This window comes from Bradyrhizobium genosp. SA-3 (genome assembly GCF_004212635.1).
Lineage (GTDB): Bacteria > Pseudomonadota > Alphaproteobacteria > Rhizobiales > Xanthobacteraceae > Bradyrhizobium.
This window is the reverse complement of record NZ_PSRT01000084.1, coordinates 1-20,163: the sequence shown is the minus strand read 5'-3', so window position 1 is coordinate 20,163 and position 20,163 is coordinate 1. Positions and strand designations below refer to the sequence as shown.

The window sequence follows — 20,163 nt, the reverse complement described above, 5'->3', positions numbered from 1 at the left end:
TCATCGAAACGATCACATCTTCATGTGCTTCATCGGTGGGCTGCCTGGTTTTTGCCGTGCCGGCTCTGTGGCCGGCGCCGTGACTTCGTAGGCGACGGTGCCTTGCGGGAACTTGTAAGGTCCGGGATCGCGATAGTCGTCGCGCGCAAGGTCCTCGCGGATCTTCATCACCGTGAACATGCCGCCCATCTCGATCGGCCCGAACTGGCCGGTGCCGGTCATCATCGGCAGCGTGTTGTCGGGCGCGGGCATCTCCATGTTGCCCATCGCCATGCCGGTCGAGCCCATCGCCATGCTGTCAGGCGCGAGCTTGCCGACGGCCTTGGCGAGATCCTTGCGCGACACGCCGATCAGGTTGCGCACCTCGTGCCCCATCGCATTCATGGTGTGGTGCGACTTGTGGCAGTGGAACGCCCAGTCACCGGGATTGTCGGCGAGCACGTCGAACACCCGCACCGCCCCGACCGGCACGTCCGTCGTCGTCTCCGGATATTGCGCGCTCTCCGGAATCCAGCCGCCGTCGGTGCAGGTCACCGCAAAGCTGTGGCCGTGCAGGTGGATCGGATGATTGGTCATGCTGAGATTGCCGATGCGCACGCGCACCTTGTCGCCGAGTCTGACCGGCAGCGGATCGATGCCAGGAAACACCCGCGCGTTCCAGGTCCACATGTTGAAATCGGTCATCTCGTTGACCAGCGGCAGATAGGTGCCGGGATCGACGCGATAGGTGCTCATCACGAAGACGAAGTCGCGGTCGACGGGCCGGAAATTAAGGTCGCGCGGATGCACGACGACCATGCCCATCATGCCCATCGCCATCTGCACCATCTCGTCGGAGTGCGGGTGGTACATGAAGGTCCCGCTCTTCTTCATCTCGAACTCGTAGACGAAGGTCTTTCCCGGCTGGATGTGCGGCTGCGTCAGCCCTCCGACACCGTCCATGCCGCTCGGAATGATCATGCCGTGCCAGTGCACGGTGGTGTATTCGGGCAGGCGATTGGTAACGAAGATGCGGACCTTGTCGCCCTCCACCACCTCGATGGTCGGACCCGGCGACTGGCCGTTGTAACCCCACAGATTCACCTTCATGCCTTCGGCGAACTCCCGCACGACGGGCTCGGCGACGAGATGGAATTCCTTCCAGTCGCCGTTCATGCGGAACGGCAGCGACCAGCCGTTCAGCGTGACCACGGGGCGATAGTCCGGACCGCTCATGGGATGCAGCGGCGGCTGCATCACCACCTTGTCCATGTGCGGCGCCTCCGGAATCGACGCGGCCTGGACGCGGCCGCTGATCGCTGACGCGCTGGCAAGCGCGGCGGTGCCCAAAAATCCTCGGCGGGAAAACATCTCGGCCTCCATGTCAGTGGCCGCCATCGGCAGGCGCTGCCGCGGCGATGGTGGTTGGATTGTCGCTGCCGGCCGCAGGCGAGCCGCCGCCATTGACGACGGTCTGCAAATCGGACTGGGCGAGGAAGAATCTTTGTTTGGCATCGATGGCGCCGCGCAGCGACGCCAGGCGCTGCCGTGCCTCGGTCAGCAGCGCGAAGATGTCGACCTGCATGCTGGAGAAGCGCAGCTGCATCTCCTCCGTGATGATTTTTCGCAAGGGGATGATCTCGCGCTGGTAGTGGCTGGCGATGTCGTAGCTGGAGCGGTAGCTGCGATAAGCATCGCGTGCCTCCGAACGAACGTTGACGGCGCGCTCGGTCAGGCGGTTGAAGGCGAGATTGTAGGTTTCCGCCGCCTGGCGCACGCGCACCTCGCCGCCGTCGAAGATCGGGATCTGGAACTGGACGTCGAAGCCGCGTTCGCGGAACGGCGCACCTTCGGGATCCTGGGTGCGGCGGGAGATGCCGGCGAGATCGAGCAGGGTGACGAAGCGCGTCGCCTCGGTGAGGTGCAGCGATTTCGCCAGCGCCGTCAGCTCCAGCCGCGCGATCTGCAAGTCGATGCGATGGGCGACCGCGTCGGCTTCGATCGAAGGCAATGTGTGCGGCAGGCGGGGCAGCGGCGGCAACGCGTTCGGCAGGCGGAAGTCGAGGCCGCCGTCCCACAGCCCCATCAGGCGCGCGAGCTTTTCGCGTGCGCTCGCTGCCGTCTGCCGTGCGGTGGCGAGGTCGGCGGTGGTCTCGGCGTAAAACACCTGCTCGCGCGCCTGGTCGAGCTTGTTGAGCGAGCCGGTCTCGCCGAGCTTGACCGCGAGCTGTGCGGTCGATTCCGCCGTCGCCTTCGCGTCCGTCAGCAGCACCACCATCTCGTTGCCGGCAACGGCGCGCCAATAAGCGCGGCGCACCTCGGCGGCGAGCCGCAATGTCGCCAGCGCCGCGCGCAATTGGGCCTGGCGAAAACGGTCGCGGGCGATGTCGGAGCGGAACGGCAGGGTGGCGAGCGCGAGGATGTCACCCACCACCTGACGCTCGATCTCGCTGGCGCCATTGCCTGAGATCCGCGAGATCGAGAACACCGGATTGGGCGGCAGGCTCTGCTCGACCAGATCGGTCTCGGCGAGCGCCAGCTCGTTATAGGCCGCTTGCAGTCCCTTGTTGTTGAGCAGGGCGATCTGCACGGCAGTGTCTGCGGTCAATGTCCGCGACAGCAGCTGGCGCACGCGCCCGTCAACTGCGCCGGCTCCCTCGGTCGTTCGCACGAAGGCGACGTCCTTGTTGATGCTCTGGCTCGTCAGCTCCGAGACTGTGGTCATGCCGCTGTCGGGCGAGAACGCAGCACAGCCAGACAGACTGAGCGCGGCGAGAACGGCCAGGCTTCGCGCGAAATGATGTGCCATGGCGCGCTCCTACCGATCTTGCTTCGGCTGCGGCGCGACATTCTCGTTGCGCTCGCGCCATGGTGCCGGCGTCGCCGGCCGCAGGCTGCTGTAGGGCGCGATCGTGGAACGATAGAGGGCGGGCGCCACCTTGGCCGCGGGATCGGCAGGATCCGCGGCGGCGATGTGTGTCGTTGCCGGCATGCAGCCGGCGAACGCCAGCGCAATCACGGCCAGCAGCGGCCAACTAGATAGAAAGTGTCGTCCTCGCGCCGCGGATGCGGCGGCGGACTTCGCCCCGGAAAGCGTCAACATGATTCATCCCTGATCTGTCGTTAAGACCACAGGTTCGCGCGCGCGGACGCGCGCTCGGCCTGACGTCGTCGCGTCAGATCAGGCGATGGGAGGGCGGTAGTGCAGGGGCGGCGTCGCGCTGTGCAGGCTGGCCACGATCTCGGGCGCGCAGGCGGAGATGGGCTGAAGCGGCTTGGCGACGCTGGGCAGATCGGCCGGCAGCGCGCCCACGCACAACATCGCGCAGCACGGTCCGACCGTGCCCTTGCCGCCATGATGATGCGGAGCGGGCGCGTCCTGCGCAGCGGTCTGGTGATGCGCATGCGCTCCCGCGTGGTCATGCGAGGGATCGCCATGCTGATGGCTTGCCTGCATCTGGTGGTGCGCCGGCGCGAGATCGGCGAGCGGGGCCTCGTCCGCAAGACATGGTACCGGACCGCTGCCCCAGGCAAGCGCTGCTGCCGGCGCGAGCACGCAAAACAGATAGGCGAGCGCAACGAGGCGCCCCACCCTGATCCGCATCGATCGTGTCAATCGCAGCAACATTCCGCCGACATGTTCCCCGCGCGGCAATGTTGCACACGCTGATTGCAAATTAATGGCAAAACCCGCGTTCGCCAAGCTCCTTCTTACCGCAGTGCACCGCGCATGCCCAATATCGCGCCACGATGCTTGACCATGTGGCAATCAACGAACATGGTCCGTTCCGTGCACGCGCCAAATCATCCAGGACAAACCCCGGCTTCATTCACCCCTGATTCGCGTCAGGCCTGGATGCGCCTGATCATTGCGCTCCTGATCGGCTCGATCGGCGCCGTCGGCATGTGGGCGGTCGTGGTTGTGATTCCCGTGGTGCAGACCGAATTCGGTGCCACACGCGGCGCGGTGTCGCTGGCCTTCACGCTGATGATGTTCGGTTTCGGGCTGGGCGGCGTCATCGCCGGCAAGATCACCGACCGGTTCGGCATCGTGCTGGCGATGGCGATCAGCATCGCCTTTCTCGGCATCGCCAACGTGCTCGCGGGGCTGTCGACGCAGCTCTGGCAGTTCGTGGCGGCGTATTTCCTGATCGGGCTCGGCACCTCCGCGACTTTCGCGCCGCTGATGGCGGAGGCCTCGCATTGGTTCGAGCGCTATCGCGGACTTGCCGTGACCATCGTCGCCAGCGGCAATTATGTCGCCGGCACGATGTGGCCGCCGATCGTGAGCTGGGGCACGCAGACCGCCGGCTGGCGCTACACCCATATCGGCATCGGCATCGTCTGCGCGAGCACGATGGCGCTTCTGGTCCTCGTCCTGCGCGTGCAGATGGGTAACGACCATATCCGCGATCATGCCAATGCACCGCCGCCGCGGGTCGATCTCAAGCTGTCGACCAACACGCTGACGGTGCTGCTCTCGATCGCCAGCATTTCCTGCTGCGTCGCCATGGCGATGCCGCAGGTGCATATCGTCGCCTATTGCGGCGATCTCGGCTATGGCGTGGCGCGTGGCGCCGAGATGCTGTCGCTGATGATGGGCTGCGGCATCGTCAGCCGGATCGGGTCGGGCTATCTCGCCGACAAGATCGGCGGCATCCGCACGCTGCTGGTGGGATCGCTGGCGCAGGGCTTTGCGCTGGTGTTCTATTTGTTCTTCGACAGCCTCACCTCGCTCTATCTCATCTCCGCGATGTTCGGCCTGTTCCAGGGCGGCATCGTGCCGAGCTATGCCATCATCGTGCGCGAGGCGATGCCGGCGAGCGAAGCCGCAACGCGCGTCGGCATCGTGATCTTTGCGTCCGTGTTCGGCATGTCCTTCGGCGGCTGGGTGTCGGGCGTCATCTTCGATGCCACCGGCTCGTATGCCGCGGCGTTCGCCAACGGCGTGGCGTGGAACGCGCTGAACATCGGCATCGTCGTGTTGCTGCTGATCCGCTCGCGGATGAACGCGATGAAGACCGGCCCGGGCTTTGCGACTTAGGCCTCCCGTCCAGCTTTCAGCAGCGAGCCTCCGGTGATCTTCTGGCCGCCGTCGGCTATCGCTTGCGCTTCGCGACGGGCTTCGTTGGTTTGGCGACGGCGCGCGGCTTGGCTGTCGTGACGGGCTGCACCCGCAGCCCGTCCACGAATACGTCGAGCAGGCGCAGCACTGAGGCCTGCCATCCCGGCTGATCGTGCATGTAGCACATCCCGAAAAATGCCCGCAGCAGGTCCTCCGGGCTGACATCGCCGCGCATCTGACCGGCCGCGACCGCGCGATCAAGCAGTGAGCCGATCGCCTTGGTCAGCCGGTCCATCGAGAACGCCGCGAGTTCGGACGAGCTCTGGAACGTCAGCGCCAGCGCGGCCGACATGCCTTTCTTGGTGGCCACGAATTCGACGTTGGAGCGCAGCCATCGCCGCAGCGCATCCACCGGGTCCTTGGCATTCTTCAGCTGCTCGGCGAGCTCGCCGAGCTGCTCGACCTCGCGGCGGTAGACCGCCTCGAACAAATCCTCGCGGGTCGGGAAATGCCGGTAGAGCGTGCCGATGCCGACGCCGGCGCGCTTTGCCACGGCCTCGAGGCTCGCCTCGGGGCCGCCGGCGCTGAACACGGTTTTCGCGGCTTCGAGCACGCGCTCGCGATTGCGCACGGCATCGGCGCGGGGCTTTCGGGTCTGGTCGGTGTGCTCGTCCATGTCGGCAATGTAGATCACGAATTGGTTAGATTGAACCCTTGTTGAACCCTTGGCTGGCTGCATCGCGTTGGTGGCGCACAGGCTTTTGACGAATTCCAAATATTTCTGGGTGCCTCTTGTTAAGCGGAGGGTGCCTCCGTATCTTCGCTCAAGTGTCGGCACGGATCATGTTCGGGCGGCGCCACGTTGACGGCGGCCACGGCGGTGGCGCGCTGCACGACTAGTCATGTCCATATCTGATCGGAGCCTTGTATGAACCACTCCATCAGCCTCACCGTGAACGGTGCGCGGCGCGAATTCGTCCTCGACGATCCGCGCGTCACGCTGCTCGATCTCCTGCGTGAGCGCCTTCATCTCACCGGAACCAAGAAGGGATGCGACCGCGGCCAGTGCGGCGCCTGCACCGTTCTCGTCGACGGCAAGCGCATCAACTCCTGCCTCGCGCTCGCCATCAGCCATGACGGCGCCGACATCCTCACCATCGAAGGCGTCGCACGCGGCGACCAGCTTCATCCCGTGCAGGCCGCCTTCATCGCCCATGATGGCTTCCAGTGCGGCTTCTGCACGCCCGGCCAGATCATGAGCGCCATCGGCATGATGAGCGAGGCGCAGGCCGGCAACGATCCCGAGCGCATCCGCGAATGCATGAGCGGCAATCTGTGCCGCTGCGGCGCCTATGCGGGCATCGTCAATGCCGTGCTCGAGGCGCAAGGACGCATGGACGAATCCAATCAGAGGCGCTCCGCATGAAACCGTTCGATTACGTCAGGCCCGCCACGGTCGCCGAGGCCGTTGTCGCCGCGGCCCAGCCGGGCGCCGTCTATCTCGCCGCCGGCACCAATCTGCTCGATCTGATGAAGGGCGGCGTCAGCCGTCCCGATCGTCTCGTCGACGTCACGCATCTCGACGGACTCGATGGGATCGAGCGCCTCGCCGACGGTTCGTTGCGCATCGGCGCCCTCGTCAGCAACGCCGATCTCGCACATGACACCGAATTCGCGAGATCGTATCCCGCGGTCGCCGAAGCGCTGCTGTCCGGTGCGTCCGCGCAACTGCGCAACACGGCGACGGTCGGCGGCAATCTCTTGCAACGGACGCGCTGCGCGTATTTCTACGACACCGCCAGCCGCTGCAACAAGCGCGAGGCCGGCAGCGGTTGCGATGCGCGTGAAGGCGAGAACCGCAGCCATGCCGTGCTCGGCTGGAGCGAGAACTGCATCACCACGCATCCGTCCGATTTCTGCGTGCCGCTGGTCGCACTCGACGCCGTCGTCGAGATCGAGGGCAGGAACGGCCGGCGCGAGATCGCGCTCGACGAACTGCACCGCCTGCCCGGCAATACCCCCGAGCGCGAGTCGGCGCTCGAGCCCGGCGACCTCATCACTGCGGTGCGCCTGCCGCCTCCGGCGCGCGGCTTTGCCACGCATGCGCGCTACCTCAAGGTTCGTGAGCGTACGTCTTATGCCTTCGCCGTGGTATCGGCTGCGGCCGCATTGCGGATCGAGAACGGCAGGATCGCGGAGGCGCGGCTCGCGCTCGGCGGTGTCGCGGCAAAGCCCTGGCGCGCCCGCGCCGCGGAGGATGTTCTCAGGAACGTCGCGCCCACGGCCGACGCCTTCCGGGAAGCCGCCAGCCGCGCGCTCACCGACGCAAAGCCGTCCGGCGACAATGCTTACAAGATCGAGCTCGCGCGCCGCATCGTGGTGCGCGCGTTGACGCTGGCCGCGGCTGGTACGCCCGCGCGCCTGCCGGCGTTGCCGGCCTCTCCCTTTGCCTCGACCTCCGGAGCCATCCATGCCTGAGCTCAACCTGACCAGTGCGCCCGCCCATCTGCGCCACGGCTCGAACATCGGCCAGCCGCTGACCCGCCGTGACGGCATCCTCAAGGTCAAGGGGCAGGCGATCTATGCCGCCGACAATCATCCGCCCGGCATGCTGTTTGCGGTGATGGCTGTTGCCAGCATTTCGCGCGGCCGTGTGGCCTCGCTCGATGTCGATGCCGCAAAGCGCCATCCCGGCGTCGTGGACGTCATGACGCCCGACCACAAGCCGCCGCTCGCGGTCGACCCCGAGATCAAGACCAATCCGTTCGTGTTCCGGATGGAGGTATTGCAGAGCAATGAGGTCCGCTACGCCAACCAGCCGATCGCCGTCGTGATCGCCGAGACGCTGGAGGCCGCAACGGAAGGCGCGGCGCTGCTGGCGCCGCGTTACGAGACGCTGCCGGCGCTGATCGGTCTCGACGCCGGCGAAAGCTTCGTGCCGCCGGTCGTCGGCGTCGGCAACCCCGCGGCGCATCACCACGGCGATGTCGAGGCGGGCCTTGCCTCTGCTGAGAAGCAGATCGACGCGGTCTACGAGACACCGCCGCAATATCACAACGCGATGGAGCCGCATGCCATCGTCGCCAGCTGGAACGGCGGCAAACTGTCGGTCGACATGCCGACCCAGGGTTTGACAATGTCGCTGGCGCGCATCGCCGAGTTGTTCGGCATCGCGCACGACAAGATCCACATCCGCAGCCCGTTCCTCGGCGGCGGCTTCGGCTCCAAGGGGCTGATGGCCGGCCCGCCGACGCTCGGCATCATGGCTGCCAAGCTGGTTGGCAAGCCGGTCAAGCTCGTGCTGCGCCGTGAACAGATGTATGGCCCGGTCGGCCATCGCGCGCCGACGCGCCAACGGCTGCGCATCGGCGCCGACGGTGAGGGGCGTCTGACCGCGCTCGATCATCATGCCCGCACTGTGTCGAGCACGTTCGACGATTTCTACGAGCCCGCGGCCGGCGCCTCGCACTCGCTCTATGCAGCCCCTGCAATCCGCACCTCGCATGACGCCGTGCGCGTCAACACCGGCACGCCGTTGTTCATGCGCGCGCCCGGCGAGGCGACCGGATCGATCGCGCTCGAAAGTGCGATCGACGAGATGGCCTGGGCCTGCGGCATGGATCCGCTCGCCTTCCGCCTCAAGAACTATGCCGAGGTGGAGCCGATCACCGGCAAGCCGTTCTCCTCGAAGGCGCTGCGCACCTGCTACGAGCAGGGCGCGGCGCGCTTCGGCTGGGCGAAGCGCTCGCTCCAGCCGCGGCAGATGCGCGACGATGCCGGCCTGCTGGTCGGCTGGGGCATGGGCACCGCGACCTTCCCGGCGCTGATGTTCCAGGCGGAAGCGCGTGCAGCGATCCGCCGCGACGGCTCGGGCGCGATGGAGATCGGCGCGCATGACATGGGGCAGGGCGCCTGGACGGCATTGGCGCAGATTGCCGCCGATGCCGTTGGTCTCGACATGGAACGCGTTACGTTCAAGGCGGGCACTTCGGACCTGCCCGATGCCGGCATCGCCGGCGGCTCGGCGCACACCGCAACCGCCGGCGCGGCGATCTACAGCGCCGGCGCGGCCGTGATTGCAAAGCTCGCCGATCTCGCAACCAATGATGAGGGCTCGCCGCTGTTCGGCGCCGGCAATGCCGGCGTGATCGCGCGCGACGGCCGATTGATCCGGCGTGACGACGAGAGCCGCGGCGAGAGCTATGCCGAGATCTTGGCACGTGCTGGCGTTTCCGAGGTCGAGGCGCGCGGCACCGGCGCGCCGAATCCTGCGGCGATGGAGGAATACGCGATGCACGCCCACGGCGCGGTGTTCGCGGAGGTGAAGGTCGATCCCGAGCTCGGTCAGGTCCGGGTCACCCGCATGGTCGGCGCCTTCGCGGCGGGACGCATCGTCAATCCGCGGATGGTGCAGAGCCAGCTGTTCGGCGGCATGATCTGGGGTCTGTCCTTCGCGCTGCACGAGGAGGCCATCACCGATCGCCGCACCGGCCGGATCATGAACGCCAATCTCGGCGAATACCACATCCCCGTGAATGCCGACGTGCCGCCGCTCGACGTGATCACGGTCGAGGAGCATGACCCTCACGTCAATGCGCTGGGCATCAAGGGTGTCGGCGAGATCGGCATCACCGGCAGCGCCGGCGCGGTCGCCAACGCGGTCTGGCATGCGACCGGCGTGCGTGTCCGCCGCTTTCCGATCAGGATCGAGGAGTTGTTGACGCAGCTCTAGCTGCCGTCCCGGAACAAAGCGGCCCCGGAGTGCCTAGGAGTCCGGGGCCATAACCTCAGCACCTTTTGCGCGAGGCTGCTCGGCTACGTGATGACAGTTAGCCCAGCTTCGGCCAGCGGACATTGAGGTGGCTCAAGCGCGCTGAGAGTTCGAGCGGGACCAAATTCCTTGAGTTAGCGCAAGAAGGCCGGCGAGCCGACGCGGGCTCGCTTCAGAACGTCGGCGGCGTGCAGGCCGAGATCACTTCGCACGGCTTGCCGCCGACGCAGCGGAAGCGATGCGGGCGGCGGCTCTCGAAATAATAGGCATCGCCCGGATTGAGGATCCGCCGCTCGTCTTCGACGGTGACCTCGAGCTTTCCGGAGATCACGACACCGCCTTCCTCGCCGTCATGGACGAGGTGGACGCGCCCGGTGTCGCTGCCGGGCTCGTAACGCTCCTTCAGGATCTGAAGGCTGCGGCCGAACAGATTGTCGCCGACTTGCTGGTAGGAGATCGGCTTCTTGCCGACCTCGGTGAGTTCCTCGGCGCGGTAGAAGATCTTGCGCCTAGACTCCGGCTCCAGCGCGAAGAACTCGGCGAGCCCCATCGGGATGCCGTCGAGGATGCGCTTAAGCGCGCCGACCGACGGGTTCATCTGGTTGGATTCGATCAGCGAGATCGTCGAATTGGTGACGCCGGCTCGCTTTGCCAGCTCACGCTGCGACAGCTTGTGGCGCGCCCGGATGAATCGCAGCCGTCCACCGATGTCTACGCTCATGCCTTGGTCCTTGCCTTGGTCCCGTGTTGCAGGTGTTGCGGATCGCGCAAATATGGACCTGCAGCCCCAGTGAAATCAATGGCTTGCAGCTGATCAGAAAAGGACTTGTTGCGCCTTATGAGCCGTGGCTCTGCTAGCCTGTCAGCAAAGGAGCGCGGCCGTGACCCTTCATCAGATTCCGAACACTATCAAGACCGACTCGTTCTGGATGCCGTTCACGGCCAACCGGCAGTTCAAGAAGGCGCCGCGCCTGTTCTCCTCCGCCGAGGGGATGCACTACACCACCGTCGACGGCCGCAAGGTGATCGACGGCTCCGCGGGCCTGTGGTGCGTCAATGCCGGTCACGGCCGCAAGCAGATTGCTGCTGCGGTCGAGCGGCAGCTCATGACGCTGGACTTCGCACCGTCGTTCCAGATGGGCCATCCGCTGGCGTTCGACTTCGCCGAGCGGCTCGCCGAGATCGCGCCGAAGGGCCTCGATCGCGTCTTCTTCACCAACTCCGGCTCCGAGTCGGTCGATACCGCGCTGAAGATCGCGCTGGCCTATCACCGCGCCAACGGCCAGGCCAGCCGCACCCGCCTGATCGGCCGTGAGCGCGGCTATCACGGCGTCGGCTTCGGCGGCACCTCGGTCGGCGGCATGGTCGCCAATCGCCGCGCCTTCGCCACCCTGCTGCCGGGCGTCGATCACATCCGCCACACCCACGATCTCACCCGCAACGCCTTTGCCAAGGACCAGCCTGAGCACGGCGCCGAGCTTGCCGACGATCTCGAGCGTCTGGTCGGCCTGCACGGCGCCGAGACCATCGCCGCCGTCATCGTCGAGCCGGTGCCGGGTTCGACCGCGGTGCTGCCGCCGCCGAAGGGCTATCTCCAGCGCCTGCGCCAGATCTGCGACAAGCACGGCATCCTGCTGATCTTCGACGAGGTCATCACCGGCTTCGGCCGCCTCGGCACGCCGTTCGCCGCCAACTTCTTCGGCGTCACGCCGGATCTGATGACGACCGCCAAGGGCATTACCAACGGCACCATTCCCTGCGGCGCGGTGTTTGCGAGCCGCAAGGTGCATGACGGCCTGATGGTCGGCCCCGAGAACCAGATGGAGCTGTTCCACGGCTACACTTATTCTGCGCATCCGACCGCCTGCGCCGCCGGCATCGCGACGCTCGACATCTACAAGGACGAAGGCCTGCTCACGCGCGGTGCGTCGATCGCCGAATATTGGCGCGATGCGCTGCATTCGCTGAAGGGCCTGCCGAACGTCGTCGACATCCGCAATTGCGGCCTGATGGGCGCGGTCGAGCTGGCGCCGCGTGACGGTGCCGTCGGTGCCCGCGGCTACGACGTCATGGTCGACTGCTTCAACACTGGCCTCTACCTGCGCATGAGCGGCGACAGCTTCGCGATGTCGCCTCCGCTCATCGTCGAGAAGAGCCACATCGACCAGATGGTCTCGATCCTCGGCGACGCCATCAAGAAGGTGGCCTGATAATTGCTCCCGCGGTTCACGGAGTTTCTTCTTGCAGCGGCGCGTGATGCCGCGGGAGTTTGACGAAGCGTGAAAGTCTTGATCCTCGGCAGCGGTGTCATCGGTGTCACCTCTGCCTACTACCTCGCGCGTGCCGGCCATGAGGTGACGGTCATCGACCGCCAGCCCGAGCCGGCGCTGGAGACCTCTTTCGCCAACGCCGGCGAGGTGTCGCCGGGCTATTCCTCGCCCTGGGCCGGCCCCGGCGTTCCGGTGAAGGCGGTCAAATGGCTCTTGATGAAGCACGGCCCGCTGGTGATCCGGCCGAAGCTCGATCCGGTGATGTGGGTCTGGCTGCTCAAGATGCTGCGCAACTGCACCAGCGCGCGCTATGCGGTCAACAAGAGCCGAATGATTCCGATCGCGGAATACAGCCGCGATTCCTTGCGCGATCTGCGCCGCGACATCGGCATTCAATATGACGAGCGCTCGAAAGGAACGCTCCAGCTGTTCCGCTACCAGGCGCAGCTCGACGGTACGGCCGAGGACATCGCCGTGCTCAAGCAGTACGGCGTGCCGTTCGAGGTGCTGAGTCGCGAGGGCTGCATCGCGGTCGAGCCGGCGCTCGGCGGCGTGAAGGAGAAGTTCGTCGGCGGACTTCGCCTGCCGCAGGATGAAACCGGCGACTGCCACATGTTCACGCAGGCGCTGGCCAAGCATGCCCAGGCGCTCGGTGTGCGCTTCCTGTTCAACACAGGCATCGATCGCATCGTCACCGATGGCGCGCGCGTCAGCGGCGTTGTTGTGACCAGTGCCGGCCTGCTGCAGGCAGACGCTTACGTCCTCGCGCTCGGAAGCTGGTCGTCACGGCTGGTTGCGCCGCTTGGCATCTCGCTGCCGGTCTATCCGGTGAAGGGCTATTCGATCACGGTGCCGATCAAGGACGCCACGGGCGCGCCGGAATCGACCGTGATGGACGAGAGCTACAAGGTCGCGATCACCCGCCTCGGCAATCGCATCCGCGTCGGCGGCACGGCGGAAATCTCCGGCTACTCGGACAAGCTCTACGATGCGCGACGTGCAACGCTCGATCACTCGCTGACCGACCTGTTCCCGCTTGGCGGCGATCTCGCCAAGGCGACGTTCTGGAGCGGCCTGCGTCCGATGACGCCGGACGGCCCGCCCGTGATCGGCCCGACGCAATACGCCAACCTCCACCTCAACACCGGCCATGGCACGCTTGGCTGGACCATGTCCTGCGGTTCAGCGCGCGTGCTCGCCGACATGCTGTCGGGCAAGAAGCCGGACATCGACGTCAGCGCGCTGGCGGTGGACCGGTACAAGCATCGGTTCGGGTAAGGCACTATCCGCTCGTCATTGCGAGGAGCCCTTGCGACGAAGCAATCCAGAGTCTTTCCGTTGAGGCAGTCTGGATTGCTTCGCTTCGCTCGCAATGACGATGTGGCGGCATTGCGATTCTCTTCACTTTCACCGCGCGCAGTAAGCAGCAGGAGAGCTTACCTCGCCCCGGTCACGCAATTCACCCACAGCACAACTGCCTTGGCATCCTGCGCCGGATTCGAAAACCGGTGCGGCCGCCGGCTCGCAAACCTAAAACTGTCACCCGCCTTCAGCGACCATGTCTCGCTGTCCACCGTCAGCATCATCTCGCCTTCGAGCACGAGACCGGCTTCTTCGCCATCATGGGTGTAGAGCTCGTCGCCCGTCGAGCCGCCGGGCTCCAGATGCACCAGGAACAGATTGAGCTTGTTGTCGGCGCTCGCCGGGCTCAGTAATTGCTTTGATACGCCGGTGCGCCAGAGCTTCAGCTCGGGCCGCTGAGGTGCGCGCGTCACCACCTGGTCCGATCCGTCGTCGGCACTCGGGCTCGCGCCGAACAGTGCAGCGATGCCGACGCCGAACACGTCGGCCAGCGTCGCCAGCACGCGCAGCGAGGGGGACGACAGGCCGCGCTCGATCTGGCTGAGGAAGCCGATCGACAGTGAGGTGCGCGACGCGACCGTTTCCAGCGAAAACTGCCTGACGCGCCGGAGATCCCTGATGCGGCGGCCGACCTCGACGTCCATCGCGGGCTCTGCGGGTCTGGTGACAGTCTTGGTCCTGGCTTTGGCCTTCAGCTTCTTCGCCGGCCTCGCGGCCGGTTTGCGCATTCTTTTGCCACCGCTCACGTCAGATCGCTTCCTTCATGTGCATGAAAACCGCTTGCGCGATCCGCAAAAGTGTGACCAAATTTTCATATTGGTGAAAATAGGCCGAAACGGTCTGGCCCGCAACGTCTGATCCCATGACACGCGCCAGCGCCGCCATCGGCCAGACCCAAAGGGGGATGCGATGAAGCGTTTTGGTCTGGCCGCGATCGCGGCACTCGCAATTGCAGCCGTGGTGCCGGCTTCGGCGCAACAGGTGCTGAAAGTCGGCTCGACACCGACAGGCATTCCCTTCACCTTCCTCGACACCAAGACCAACACCATCCAGGGCATCATGGTCGATCTCGTTACCGAGATCGGCAAGGACGCCGGTTTCAACGTGCAGATCGAGCCGATGCAGTTCTCGGCGCTGATCCCGTCGCTGACCTCGAGCAAGATCGACATCATCGCCGCCGCGATGTTCATCACGGCGCCTCGAAAGGAAGTGATCGACTTCTCCGACCCGATCTACACCTACGGCGAAGGCCTCGTCGTGCCGAAGAGCGACACCAAGGCCTATGCCACGCAGGACGACCTGAAGGGCGAGACGGTCGGTGCCCAGGTCGGCACCGCCTTCGTCGATGCGCTGAAGAAGTCCGGCCTGTTCGCCGAGGTCAAGGCCTACGACACCATCCCCGACATCCTGCGCGACGTGAATACCGGCCGCCTCAAGGCCGGCTACGCCGACTATCCGATCCTCGCCTACAATCTGAAGCAGGGCGGCTTCCCCGAGGTGCGCCTCGTCGACGGCTACAAGCCCGTCACCGTCGGTTCGGTCGGCATCGGCGTTCGCAAGGGCGAGACCGCGCTGCTCGGCAAGATCAACGCCTCGCTGGCGAAGCTCAAGGCCAATGGCACCATCGCCAAGATCCTCGATAAATGGGGCCTGAAGGCACAAGGCTGATCATTAGAGGAGGCTGATCGATGAAGGCTGCCCGATGAAAGGCTTCTGGCGCGACGCCGTCGAGTTCTTCCCGATCCTGTTGAACGGCGTCGCGCTGACGATCATCGTCACGGTCGGCTCGCTGCTGCTCTCGACGGTGCTCGGCCTCGTCTGGGCGATGATGCGGGTCTCCGGCATCAAGATGCTGTCGATGCTCAGCGCCAGCCTGATCAACGTGATCCGGGGCATCCCGATCATCGTGCTGTTGTTCTACCTCTATTTCGTGATGCCCGATCTCGGCGTCACGCTGTCGGCGTTGCAGGCCGCGATCCTCGGTCTCGGCATCGCCTATTCGGCCTATCAGGCGGAAAATTTCCGCGCCGGAATCGAGGCGATCGACAAGGGCCAGATCGAAGCGGCGCAGACGATCGGCATGGGCTGGTGGCTCACCATGCGCCGCGTGGTGCTGCCGCAGGCCGTCCGGATCGTGCTGCCTCCTTACGGCAACGTCATGATCATGATGCTGAAGGATTCGTCGCAGGCCTCCACCATCACGGTCGCCGAACTCGCGCTGCAGGGCAAGCTGATCGCGTCCTCGACCTTCAAGAACACCAGCGTGTTTACTCTTGTTGCGCTGATGTACCTCACCATGAGCATTCCCTTGATCCTGCTCGTTCGTCATTTCGAGAAGCGGGCCGGCAAGCGATGATCGAGCTGAACGACGTCCACAAGAGCTTTAGCAAGGTCGAGGTGCTCAAGGGCATCGATGCGTCGGTGCAAAAGGGCGAGGTGGTTTGCATCATCGGCCCGTCCGGCTCGGGCAAGTCCACGATCCTGCGCTGCATCAACGGGCTGGAGAGCTACGACCGCGGCGAGATCAGCGTCGAAGGTCTGAAGGTCGATCGCGATGCACCGTCGATCGTGGCGATCCGCACCCAGGTCTCGATGGTGTTCCAGCGCTTCAACCTGTTCCCGCATCGTACGGCGCTGGAGAACGTGGTCGAGGGGCCGCTCTATGTGAAGAAGGAGCCGCGTGCGCAGGCGCTGGAGCGCGGCCGCGCGCTGCTCGCCCAGGTCGGGCTCGCCGAGAAGGCCGATGCGCATCCGCCGCAACTCTCCGGCGGCCAGCAGCAGCGCGTCGCCATCGCGCGTGCGCTCGCGATGCAGCCCAAGGCCATCCTGTTCGACGAGCCGACCTCGGCGCTCGATCCCGAACTCGTCGGCGACGTCCTCGGCGTGATGCGCAAGCTCGCCGACGACGGCATGACCATGGTCGTCGTCACCCACGAGATGGGCTTTGCCCGCGATGTCGCCGACCGCGTGCTGTTCATTGACGGCGGCGTCATCGTCGAGCAGGGGCCGGCCAAGGCGCTGCTCAACCAACCCCAGCATCCGCGCACGCAGGACTTTCTGCGCCGCGTGCTGCATCCGCTCTGATCGGTCTTCGCCATGACCACGCGCCTGTCTCTGCCGCCCTCTGTCTACGCCGACACCGCCGTCGCGCCGATCGCCACGCCGCCGCTCGACGTCGACAAGACCGTCTCCGTCGCGATCGTCGGCGGCGGCTACACCGGCCTATCCACCGCGTTGCATCTGGCCGAGCAGGGCGTCGAGGCGCTGGTGCTGGAGGCGCAGGAGCCCGGCTGGGGCGCGTCCGGCAACAATGGCGGCCACACCAATCCCGGACTAAAGCACGACCCCGATCAGATCGAGGCCGATTTCGGCGCAGATCTCGGCGGCCGCATGATCGACTTCTCCTGCGGCACCACCAACTTCACCCACGAACTGATCCGCCGTTACCAGATTCCCTGCGAGGCGCGGCAGAACGGCACGCTGCGCGCGGCCTATAACGAGGCCAGCGCCGCCGCGATCGAAAGCACCGCGCGCCAATGCATCCGCCGCGGCATGCCGGTGTCATTCTTGAATCGCGAGCAGTTGCGCGAGATGACCGGCACCGACCGCTATATCGGCGCCATGCTGGACACGCGTGGTGGCGATCTGCATCCGCTCAGCTATGCCCGTGGCCTCGCGCGCGCCGCGATCTCCGCCGGTGCGAAGGTTTTTGGCGAGACGCCGGCGCTGTCGCTCCGCCGCGAGGGCACACGCTGGCGCATCGAGACGCCGCGCGCGATCGTGCATGCCGAAAAAGTCCTGCTCGCCACCAACGGCTTCACCGACGATCTCTGGCCGGCACTTCGCCGCACCATCGTGCCGGTGTTTTCCTCGATCGCCGCCACTGCGCCGCTCTCGGACGCTGTCGCGCGCTCGATCATGCCGACGCGTCCCGTGCTCTACGAGAGCGGCCACATCACGGTCTATTACCGCATCGATCAGCAGAACCGCCTGTTGATGGGCGGCCGCGGCCCGATGCGCTGGATCAAGTCGCCCAACGACGTCGCCTACCTCATGCGTTACGCCGAGCGGCTATGGCCGCAGCTCAAGGGCGTCGCCTGGACGCATGGCTGGAACAGCCGGCTCGCGATCACCGTGGATCATTATCCGCATGTGCATGAGCCCGCGGAGAACATCCTGATCTCGCTTGGCTGCAACGGGCGCGGCGTTGCGCTCTCCACCGCGATGGGGGCGCAGCTGGCGCGCCGGCTGATCGGCGGGCCGAAGGTGGAGATCGATATGCCGATCACGGGCATCAAGCCGATGCCGATGCACGCATTCTGGCCGATCGGGGTGACTACAGCGGTGATCGCGGGGCGGGTGAGAGATCGGTTAGGGATATAGAAAAGGCGCTGCCGAGGCAGCGCCTTGCTCGATCCGATGTTCAGCAGCGGCCCTGTTTCCACAGGCCGGGTGGGCAGCCCATGCCGCGCCAGCCGACCTTGCGCCCGTGGTACCATCCCGGCGGCGTGCCATGGTAATGATGGCCCATCGCGTGGCCACGACCGTAGCCGTGCCCATGTCCATGCCCACCCTTGGCCAGTGCAGGGCTGGTAAATGTGAGGCCGGCCGCAACGATCAGCGACGCGGCGAGCGCAAGTTTCTTCATCATGTCCTCCACTGGGGCGAGCGCATTTGTCCGTTCACTGAACGAACGGTGGGCAGGTAAGTTCCCTGCGAATGTGGAGGAGTCATGACGCTCGCGGAGATGCGCAATGGCGCGACGGCTCAACGAGCGCTGGCGCAAGCTCGCATCGATCCGTGCGCTCAGCCTTCCACCACCGCTTCCGCCCACGGTTGGATAATTTCGACCGCGCCCGAATTGGTGTCGCCCTGGCGCATCACCACGCTCGGGCAGGCGAACTTCATCGGCAGTGCCTGCACCTGCGTCTCCTCATAGTCGAACCGCGCCGCCAGCGTCTTGCGCGCCTCCACCGGCAGACGGGCATCGCCGATCACGATCGCGCCTTCGCTGGCGTCGATTCGCGGCTGGTGGATGGCGGCATCGAGGTCCATGCCAAAATCCATCGCAAAGGACACGAGCTGCGTCACCGCCGGCAAGATGCGGCGGCCGCCGGAGGCGCCGACCGCGAGGCGCTTGCCGTCCTTGGTCTCGGCGATGACGGGCGTGTAGTTGGTGAGACAGCGCTTGCCGGGGGCGAGCGAATTGGTGGTGCCAGGCGTCGGATCGAACCACATGATGCCGTTGTTCATGGGAATGCCACTATGCGGCGTCACATATTTCGAGCCGAAGGTGGAGAGCAGCGTCTGCGTCACCGCGGCCATGTTGCCGTGACGGTCGACCACAGAGAAATGCGTGGTGCAGGCCGGCGCCAGATATTCCGCCCCGAGCGAGCGCTTGCCGTCGGCATCGCCCATGTCGCCCAGCCGCTGGCGGTAGGCCGATTGCAAAGCGAGCGCGTATTCAGCGTAGGCGGCCGCATCCGGCGCGGTGCCCGGCTTCAGGTTCTGCTGCAACAGGCGTAGCGCATGCGCCATCGTCGGTCCGGCCGTGAGCTCCGGCGTCGCAAACACCTTGCCGCCGCGATAGGGGATCGCGAGCGGCTCGCGCAGGTGGCTGCGGAACGCGGCGAGATCCTCCACCGACAGCGAACCGCCATCGGCCTTGATGTCGGAGGCGATGCTCTTGGCGAGATCGCCCTCATAGAAATCGCGCGGGCCGGCCGCGGCGAGATGGGCCAGCGTCGCCTTCAGCTTGTCCTGAGGCAGCCGCGTCTCGGCCTTGATGCCCCAGGGCGCATTTGGCGGCAGACCGTCCTTCAGGAAGATCTCCGCGCTGGCGGGATAGCGCCTGAGGTCGGCGGCGGTGCTCGCGATCATCAGCGTCGTCCACCAGTCGACCAGCAGGCCTTCGCCGGCGATCGTCGCAGCGGGCACGACCAGATCTTTCCAAGGCATCCTGGCGTGGCGGCGATGCGCTTCCTCCATGCCGGCGACGACGCCGGGCACCGCGATCGAACCGGGCCCGTGAATGTTGCGATCGTCCTTCACCCGCGGCCAGGGAAACAGGTCGGAGGCCGCACCTTCGCCCGTGATCGGATAGTCGGCGACGCGCAGGCTCTGCGGCGCGCACATGCCGTAGTCGATCACCTCGTAGCGATTGTCCTTGGCGCGGTAGAGCACCATCGCGCCGCCGCCGCCCATGCCGCTCATCCAGGGCTCCAGTACGTTCAGCGCAAACGTCGTCGCGACGATGGCGTCGACGCAGTCACCGCCTGCCGCCAGCACCTCTGCGCCAACCTCGGCGGCCCGGCGCGATTGCGCGGCGACGATGCCGCCCTTGGTTCTGACTGCGGGTTTGCGGATCTGTTGGGCGCGACTGAACTGATGAGGCATGATGTCGTCTTGATGCTTGTCGTGGCTTTGCTGCGTTGACGTCGAGGCTCCGCAATTGGCGAAGCCCGCGGACAATGGCACATTGCGGCCAACGAGAACATCGAAAGGGAGGCGCGACATGGCTGGTGTGAAACAGGCGCGGGATGGCGCGGTCGGGATACTGGCTCGTCGTGCCGGGGCTAGTCCCGGGCATCCACGGCTCCGCGGGTGCTCCAAAAACGTGGATGGCCGGGACAAGCCCGGCCATGACGACGCAGATCAATGGGAAAGCGACGGGCCGGAGCGCTCAGAGCGAGCGGGTCAGCCGGCTGGCCTGATGC

The 20,163-nt window shown here is 65.7% G+C and carries 20 protein-coding genes; 10 read left to right on the top strand and 10 right to left on the bottom strand.

Annotated elements, in window-relative coordinates; genetic code table 11:
* Positions 1 to 12: 12 nt before the first annotated feature.
* The 4 genes from CWO91_RS26680 to CWO91_RS26665 form a co-directional block, all read right to left on the bottom strand.
* On the bottom strand, positions 13 to 1,350 hold the full coding sequence (locus CWO91_RS26680; protein WP_130217737.1) for a copper oxidase: 1,338 nt from the start codon (positions 1,348 to 1,350) through the stop codon (positions 13 to 15).
* A gap of 13 nt (positions 1,351 to 1,363) precedes the next feature.
* Positions 1,364 to 2,788 (bottom strand): TolC family protein, encoded by a 1,425-nt coding sequence (locus CWO91_RS26675; RefSeq protein ID WP_130217735.1) that lies wholly within the window; start codon positions 2,786 to 2,788, stop codon positions 1,364 to 1,366.
* A gap of 9 nt (positions 2,789 to 2,797) precedes the next feature.
* Positions 2,798 to 3,082 (bottom strand): hypothetical protein, encoded by a 285-nt coding sequence (locus CWO91_RS26670; protein WP_130217733.1) that lies wholly within the window; start codon positions 3,080 to 3,082, stop codon positions 2,798 to 2,800.
* A 78-nt stretch (positions 3,083 to 3,160) separates the two neighbouring features.
* On the bottom strand, positions 3,161 to 3,583 hold the full coding sequence (locus CWO91_RS26665; protein WP_245471369.1) for a hypothetical protein: 423 nt from the start codon (positions 3,581 to 3,583) through the stop codon (positions 3,161 to 3,163).
* Positions 3,584 to 3,757: 174 nt separating this feature from the next.
* On the opposite strand from CWO91_RS26665, the gene CWO91_RS26660 reads away from it, so the two are divergent.
* Positions 3,758 to 5,023 carry an MFS transporter gene (locus CWO91_RS26660; RefSeq protein WP_130217769.1) on the top strand — a complete coding sequence of 422 codons (1,266 nt, stop codon included), beginning with the start codon at positions 3,758 to 3,760 and terminating at the stop codon, positions 5,021 to 5,023.
* Between the two features lie 55 nt (positions 5,024 to 5,078).
* On the opposite strand, the gene CWO91_RS26655 is transcribed toward CWO91_RS26660, so the two are convergent.
* Positions 5,079 to 5,720, bottom strand: coding sequence for a TetR/AcrR family transcriptional regulator (locus tag CWO91_RS26655; protein WP_208753071.1), 642 nt, complete (start codon positions 5,718 to 5,720; stop codon positions 5,079 to 5,081).
* 252 nt (positions 5,721 to 5,972) lie between these two features.
* On the opposite strand from CWO91_RS26655, the gene CWO91_RS26650 reads away from it, so the two are divergent.
* Genes CWO91_RS26650 through CWO91_RS26640 form a run of 3 tightly spaced genes read left to right on the top strand, consistent with a single transcriptional unit; the run spans position 5,973 to position 9,776 of the window.
* Positions 5,973 to 6,470, top strand: coding sequence for a (2Fe-2S)-binding protein (locus CWO91_RS26650; RefSeq protein WP_130217727.1), 498 nt, complete (start codon positions 5,973 to 5,975; stop codon positions 6,468 to 6,470).
* Positions 6,467 to 7,522: an FAD binding domain-containing protein gene (locus CWO91_RS26645; RefSeq protein ID WP_130217725.1), complete on the top strand. Its 1,056-nt coding sequence runs from the start codon at positions 6,467 to 6,469 to the stop codon at positions 7,520 to 7,522. Before CWO91_RS26650 ends, CWO91_RS26645 begins: the two co-directional genes overlap by 4 nt.
* Complete coding sequence (locus CWO91_RS26640; protein WP_130217723.1) at positions 7,515 to 9,776, top strand: xanthine dehydrogenase family protein molybdopterin-binding subunit; 2,262 nt, start codon at positions 7,515 to 7,517, stop codon at positions 9,774 to 9,776. The genes CWO91_RS26645 and CWO91_RS26640 overlap by 8 nt, the downstream gene beginning before the upstream one ends.
* A 211-nt stretch (positions 9,777 to 9,987) precedes the next feature.
* Here the strand turns inward: CWO91_RS26640 and CWO91_RS26635 are convergent, their stop codons facing one another.
* Positions 9,988 to 10,536, bottom strand: a complete 549-nt coding sequence (locus CWO91_RS26635) for a cupin domain-containing protein (protein ID WP_130217721.1) — start codon at positions 10,534 to 10,536, stop codon at positions 9,988 to 9,990.
* Positions 10,537 to 10,696: 160 nt separating this feature from the next.
* On the opposite strand from CWO91_RS26635, the gene CWO91_RS26630 reads away from it, so the two are divergent.
* Positions 10,697 to 12,025 (top strand): aspartate aminotransferase family protein, encoded by a 1,329-nt coding sequence (locus tag CWO91_RS26630; protein WP_165405722.1) that lies wholly within the window; start codon positions 10,697 to 10,699, stop codon positions 12,023 to 12,025.
* A gap of 69 nt (positions 12,026 to 12,094) precedes the next feature.
* Positions 12,095 to 13,363: a D-amino acid dehydrogenase gene (locus CWO91_RS26625; RefSeq protein WP_130217717.1), complete on the top strand. Its 1,269-nt coding sequence runs from the start codon at positions 12,095 to 12,097 to the stop codon at positions 13,361 to 13,363.
* Positions 13,364 to 13,521: 158 nt separating this feature from the next.
* On the opposite strand, the gene CWO91_RS26620 is transcribed toward CWO91_RS26625, so the two are convergent.
* Together CWO91_RS26620 and CWO91_RS43270 are read right to left on the bottom strand one after the other, a co-directional pair.
* Complete coding sequence (locus CWO91_RS26620; protein WP_165405721.1) at positions 13,522 to 14,175, bottom strand: helix-turn-helix domain-containing protein; 654 nt, start codon at positions 14,173 to 14,175, stop codon at positions 13,522 to 13,524.
* 19 nt (positions 14,176 to 14,194) lie between these two features.
* On the bottom strand, positions 14,195 to 14,332 hold the full coding sequence (locus CWO91_RS43270; protein WP_165405720.1) for a hypothetical protein: 138 nt from the start codon (positions 14,330 to 14,332) through the stop codon (positions 14,195 to 14,197).
* 24 nt (positions 14,333 to 14,356) lie between these two features.
* Here CWO91_RS43270 and CWO91_RS26615 point away from each other — a divergent pair, with 24 nt between their 5' ends.
* The 4 genes from CWO91_RS26615 to CWO91_RS26600 are packed head-to-tail and all read left to right on the top strand — an operon-like array spanning position 14,357 to position 17,830.
* Positions 14,357 to 15,115: an ABC transporter substrate-binding protein gene (locus CWO91_RS26615; protein ID WP_130217713.1), complete on the top strand. Its 759-nt coding sequence runs from the start codon at positions 14,357 to 14,359 to the stop codon at positions 15,113 to 15,115.
* A 34-nt stretch (positions 15,116 to 15,149) separates the two neighbouring features.
* Positions 15,150 to 15,803 (top strand): amino acid ABC transporter permease, encoded by a 654-nt coding sequence (locus tag CWO91_RS26610; RefSeq protein WP_128956645.1) that lies wholly within the window; start codon positions 15,150 to 15,152, stop codon positions 15,801 to 15,803.
* Positions 15,800 to 16,531 carry an amino acid ABC transporter ATP-binding protein gene (locus CWO91_RS26605; RefSeq protein ID WP_130217711.1) on the top strand — a complete coding sequence of 244 codons (732 nt, stop codon included), beginning with the start codon at positions 15,800 to 15,802 and terminating at the stop codon, positions 16,529 to 16,531. The genes CWO91_RS26610 and CWO91_RS26605 overlap by 4 nt, the downstream gene beginning before the upstream one ends.
* 12 nt (positions 16,532 to 16,543) lie before the next feature.
* Positions 16,544 to 17,830, top strand: a complete 1,287-nt coding sequence (locus tag CWO91_RS26600) for an NAD(P)/FAD-dependent oxidoreductase (RefSeq protein WP_130217709.1) — start codon at positions 16,544 to 16,546, stop codon at positions 17,828 to 17,830.
* 40 nt (positions 17,831 to 17,870) lie between these two features.
* Here CWO91_RS26600 and CWO91_RS43265 read toward each other — a convergent pair whose 3' ends face one another.
* Together CWO91_RS43265 and CWO91_RS26590 are read right to left on the bottom strand one after the other, a co-directional pair.
* The gene (locus tag CWO91_RS43265) at positions 17,871 to 18,098 is read right to left on the bottom strand and encodes a hypothetical protein (RefSeq protein ID WP_165405719.1); all 228 of its coding nucleotides are present in this window, start codon (positions 18,096 to 18,098) and stop codon (positions 17,871 to 17,873) included.
* 155 nt (positions 18,099 to 18,253) lie between these two features.
* The gene (locus CWO91_RS26590) at positions 18,254 to 19,843 is read right to left on the bottom strand and encodes a gamma-glutamyltransferase (RefSeq protein WP_130217705.1); all 1,590 of its coding nucleotides are present in this window, start codon (positions 19,841 to 19,843) and stop codon (positions 18,254 to 18,256) included.
* Positions 19,844 to 20,163 lie beyond the last annotated feature (320 nt).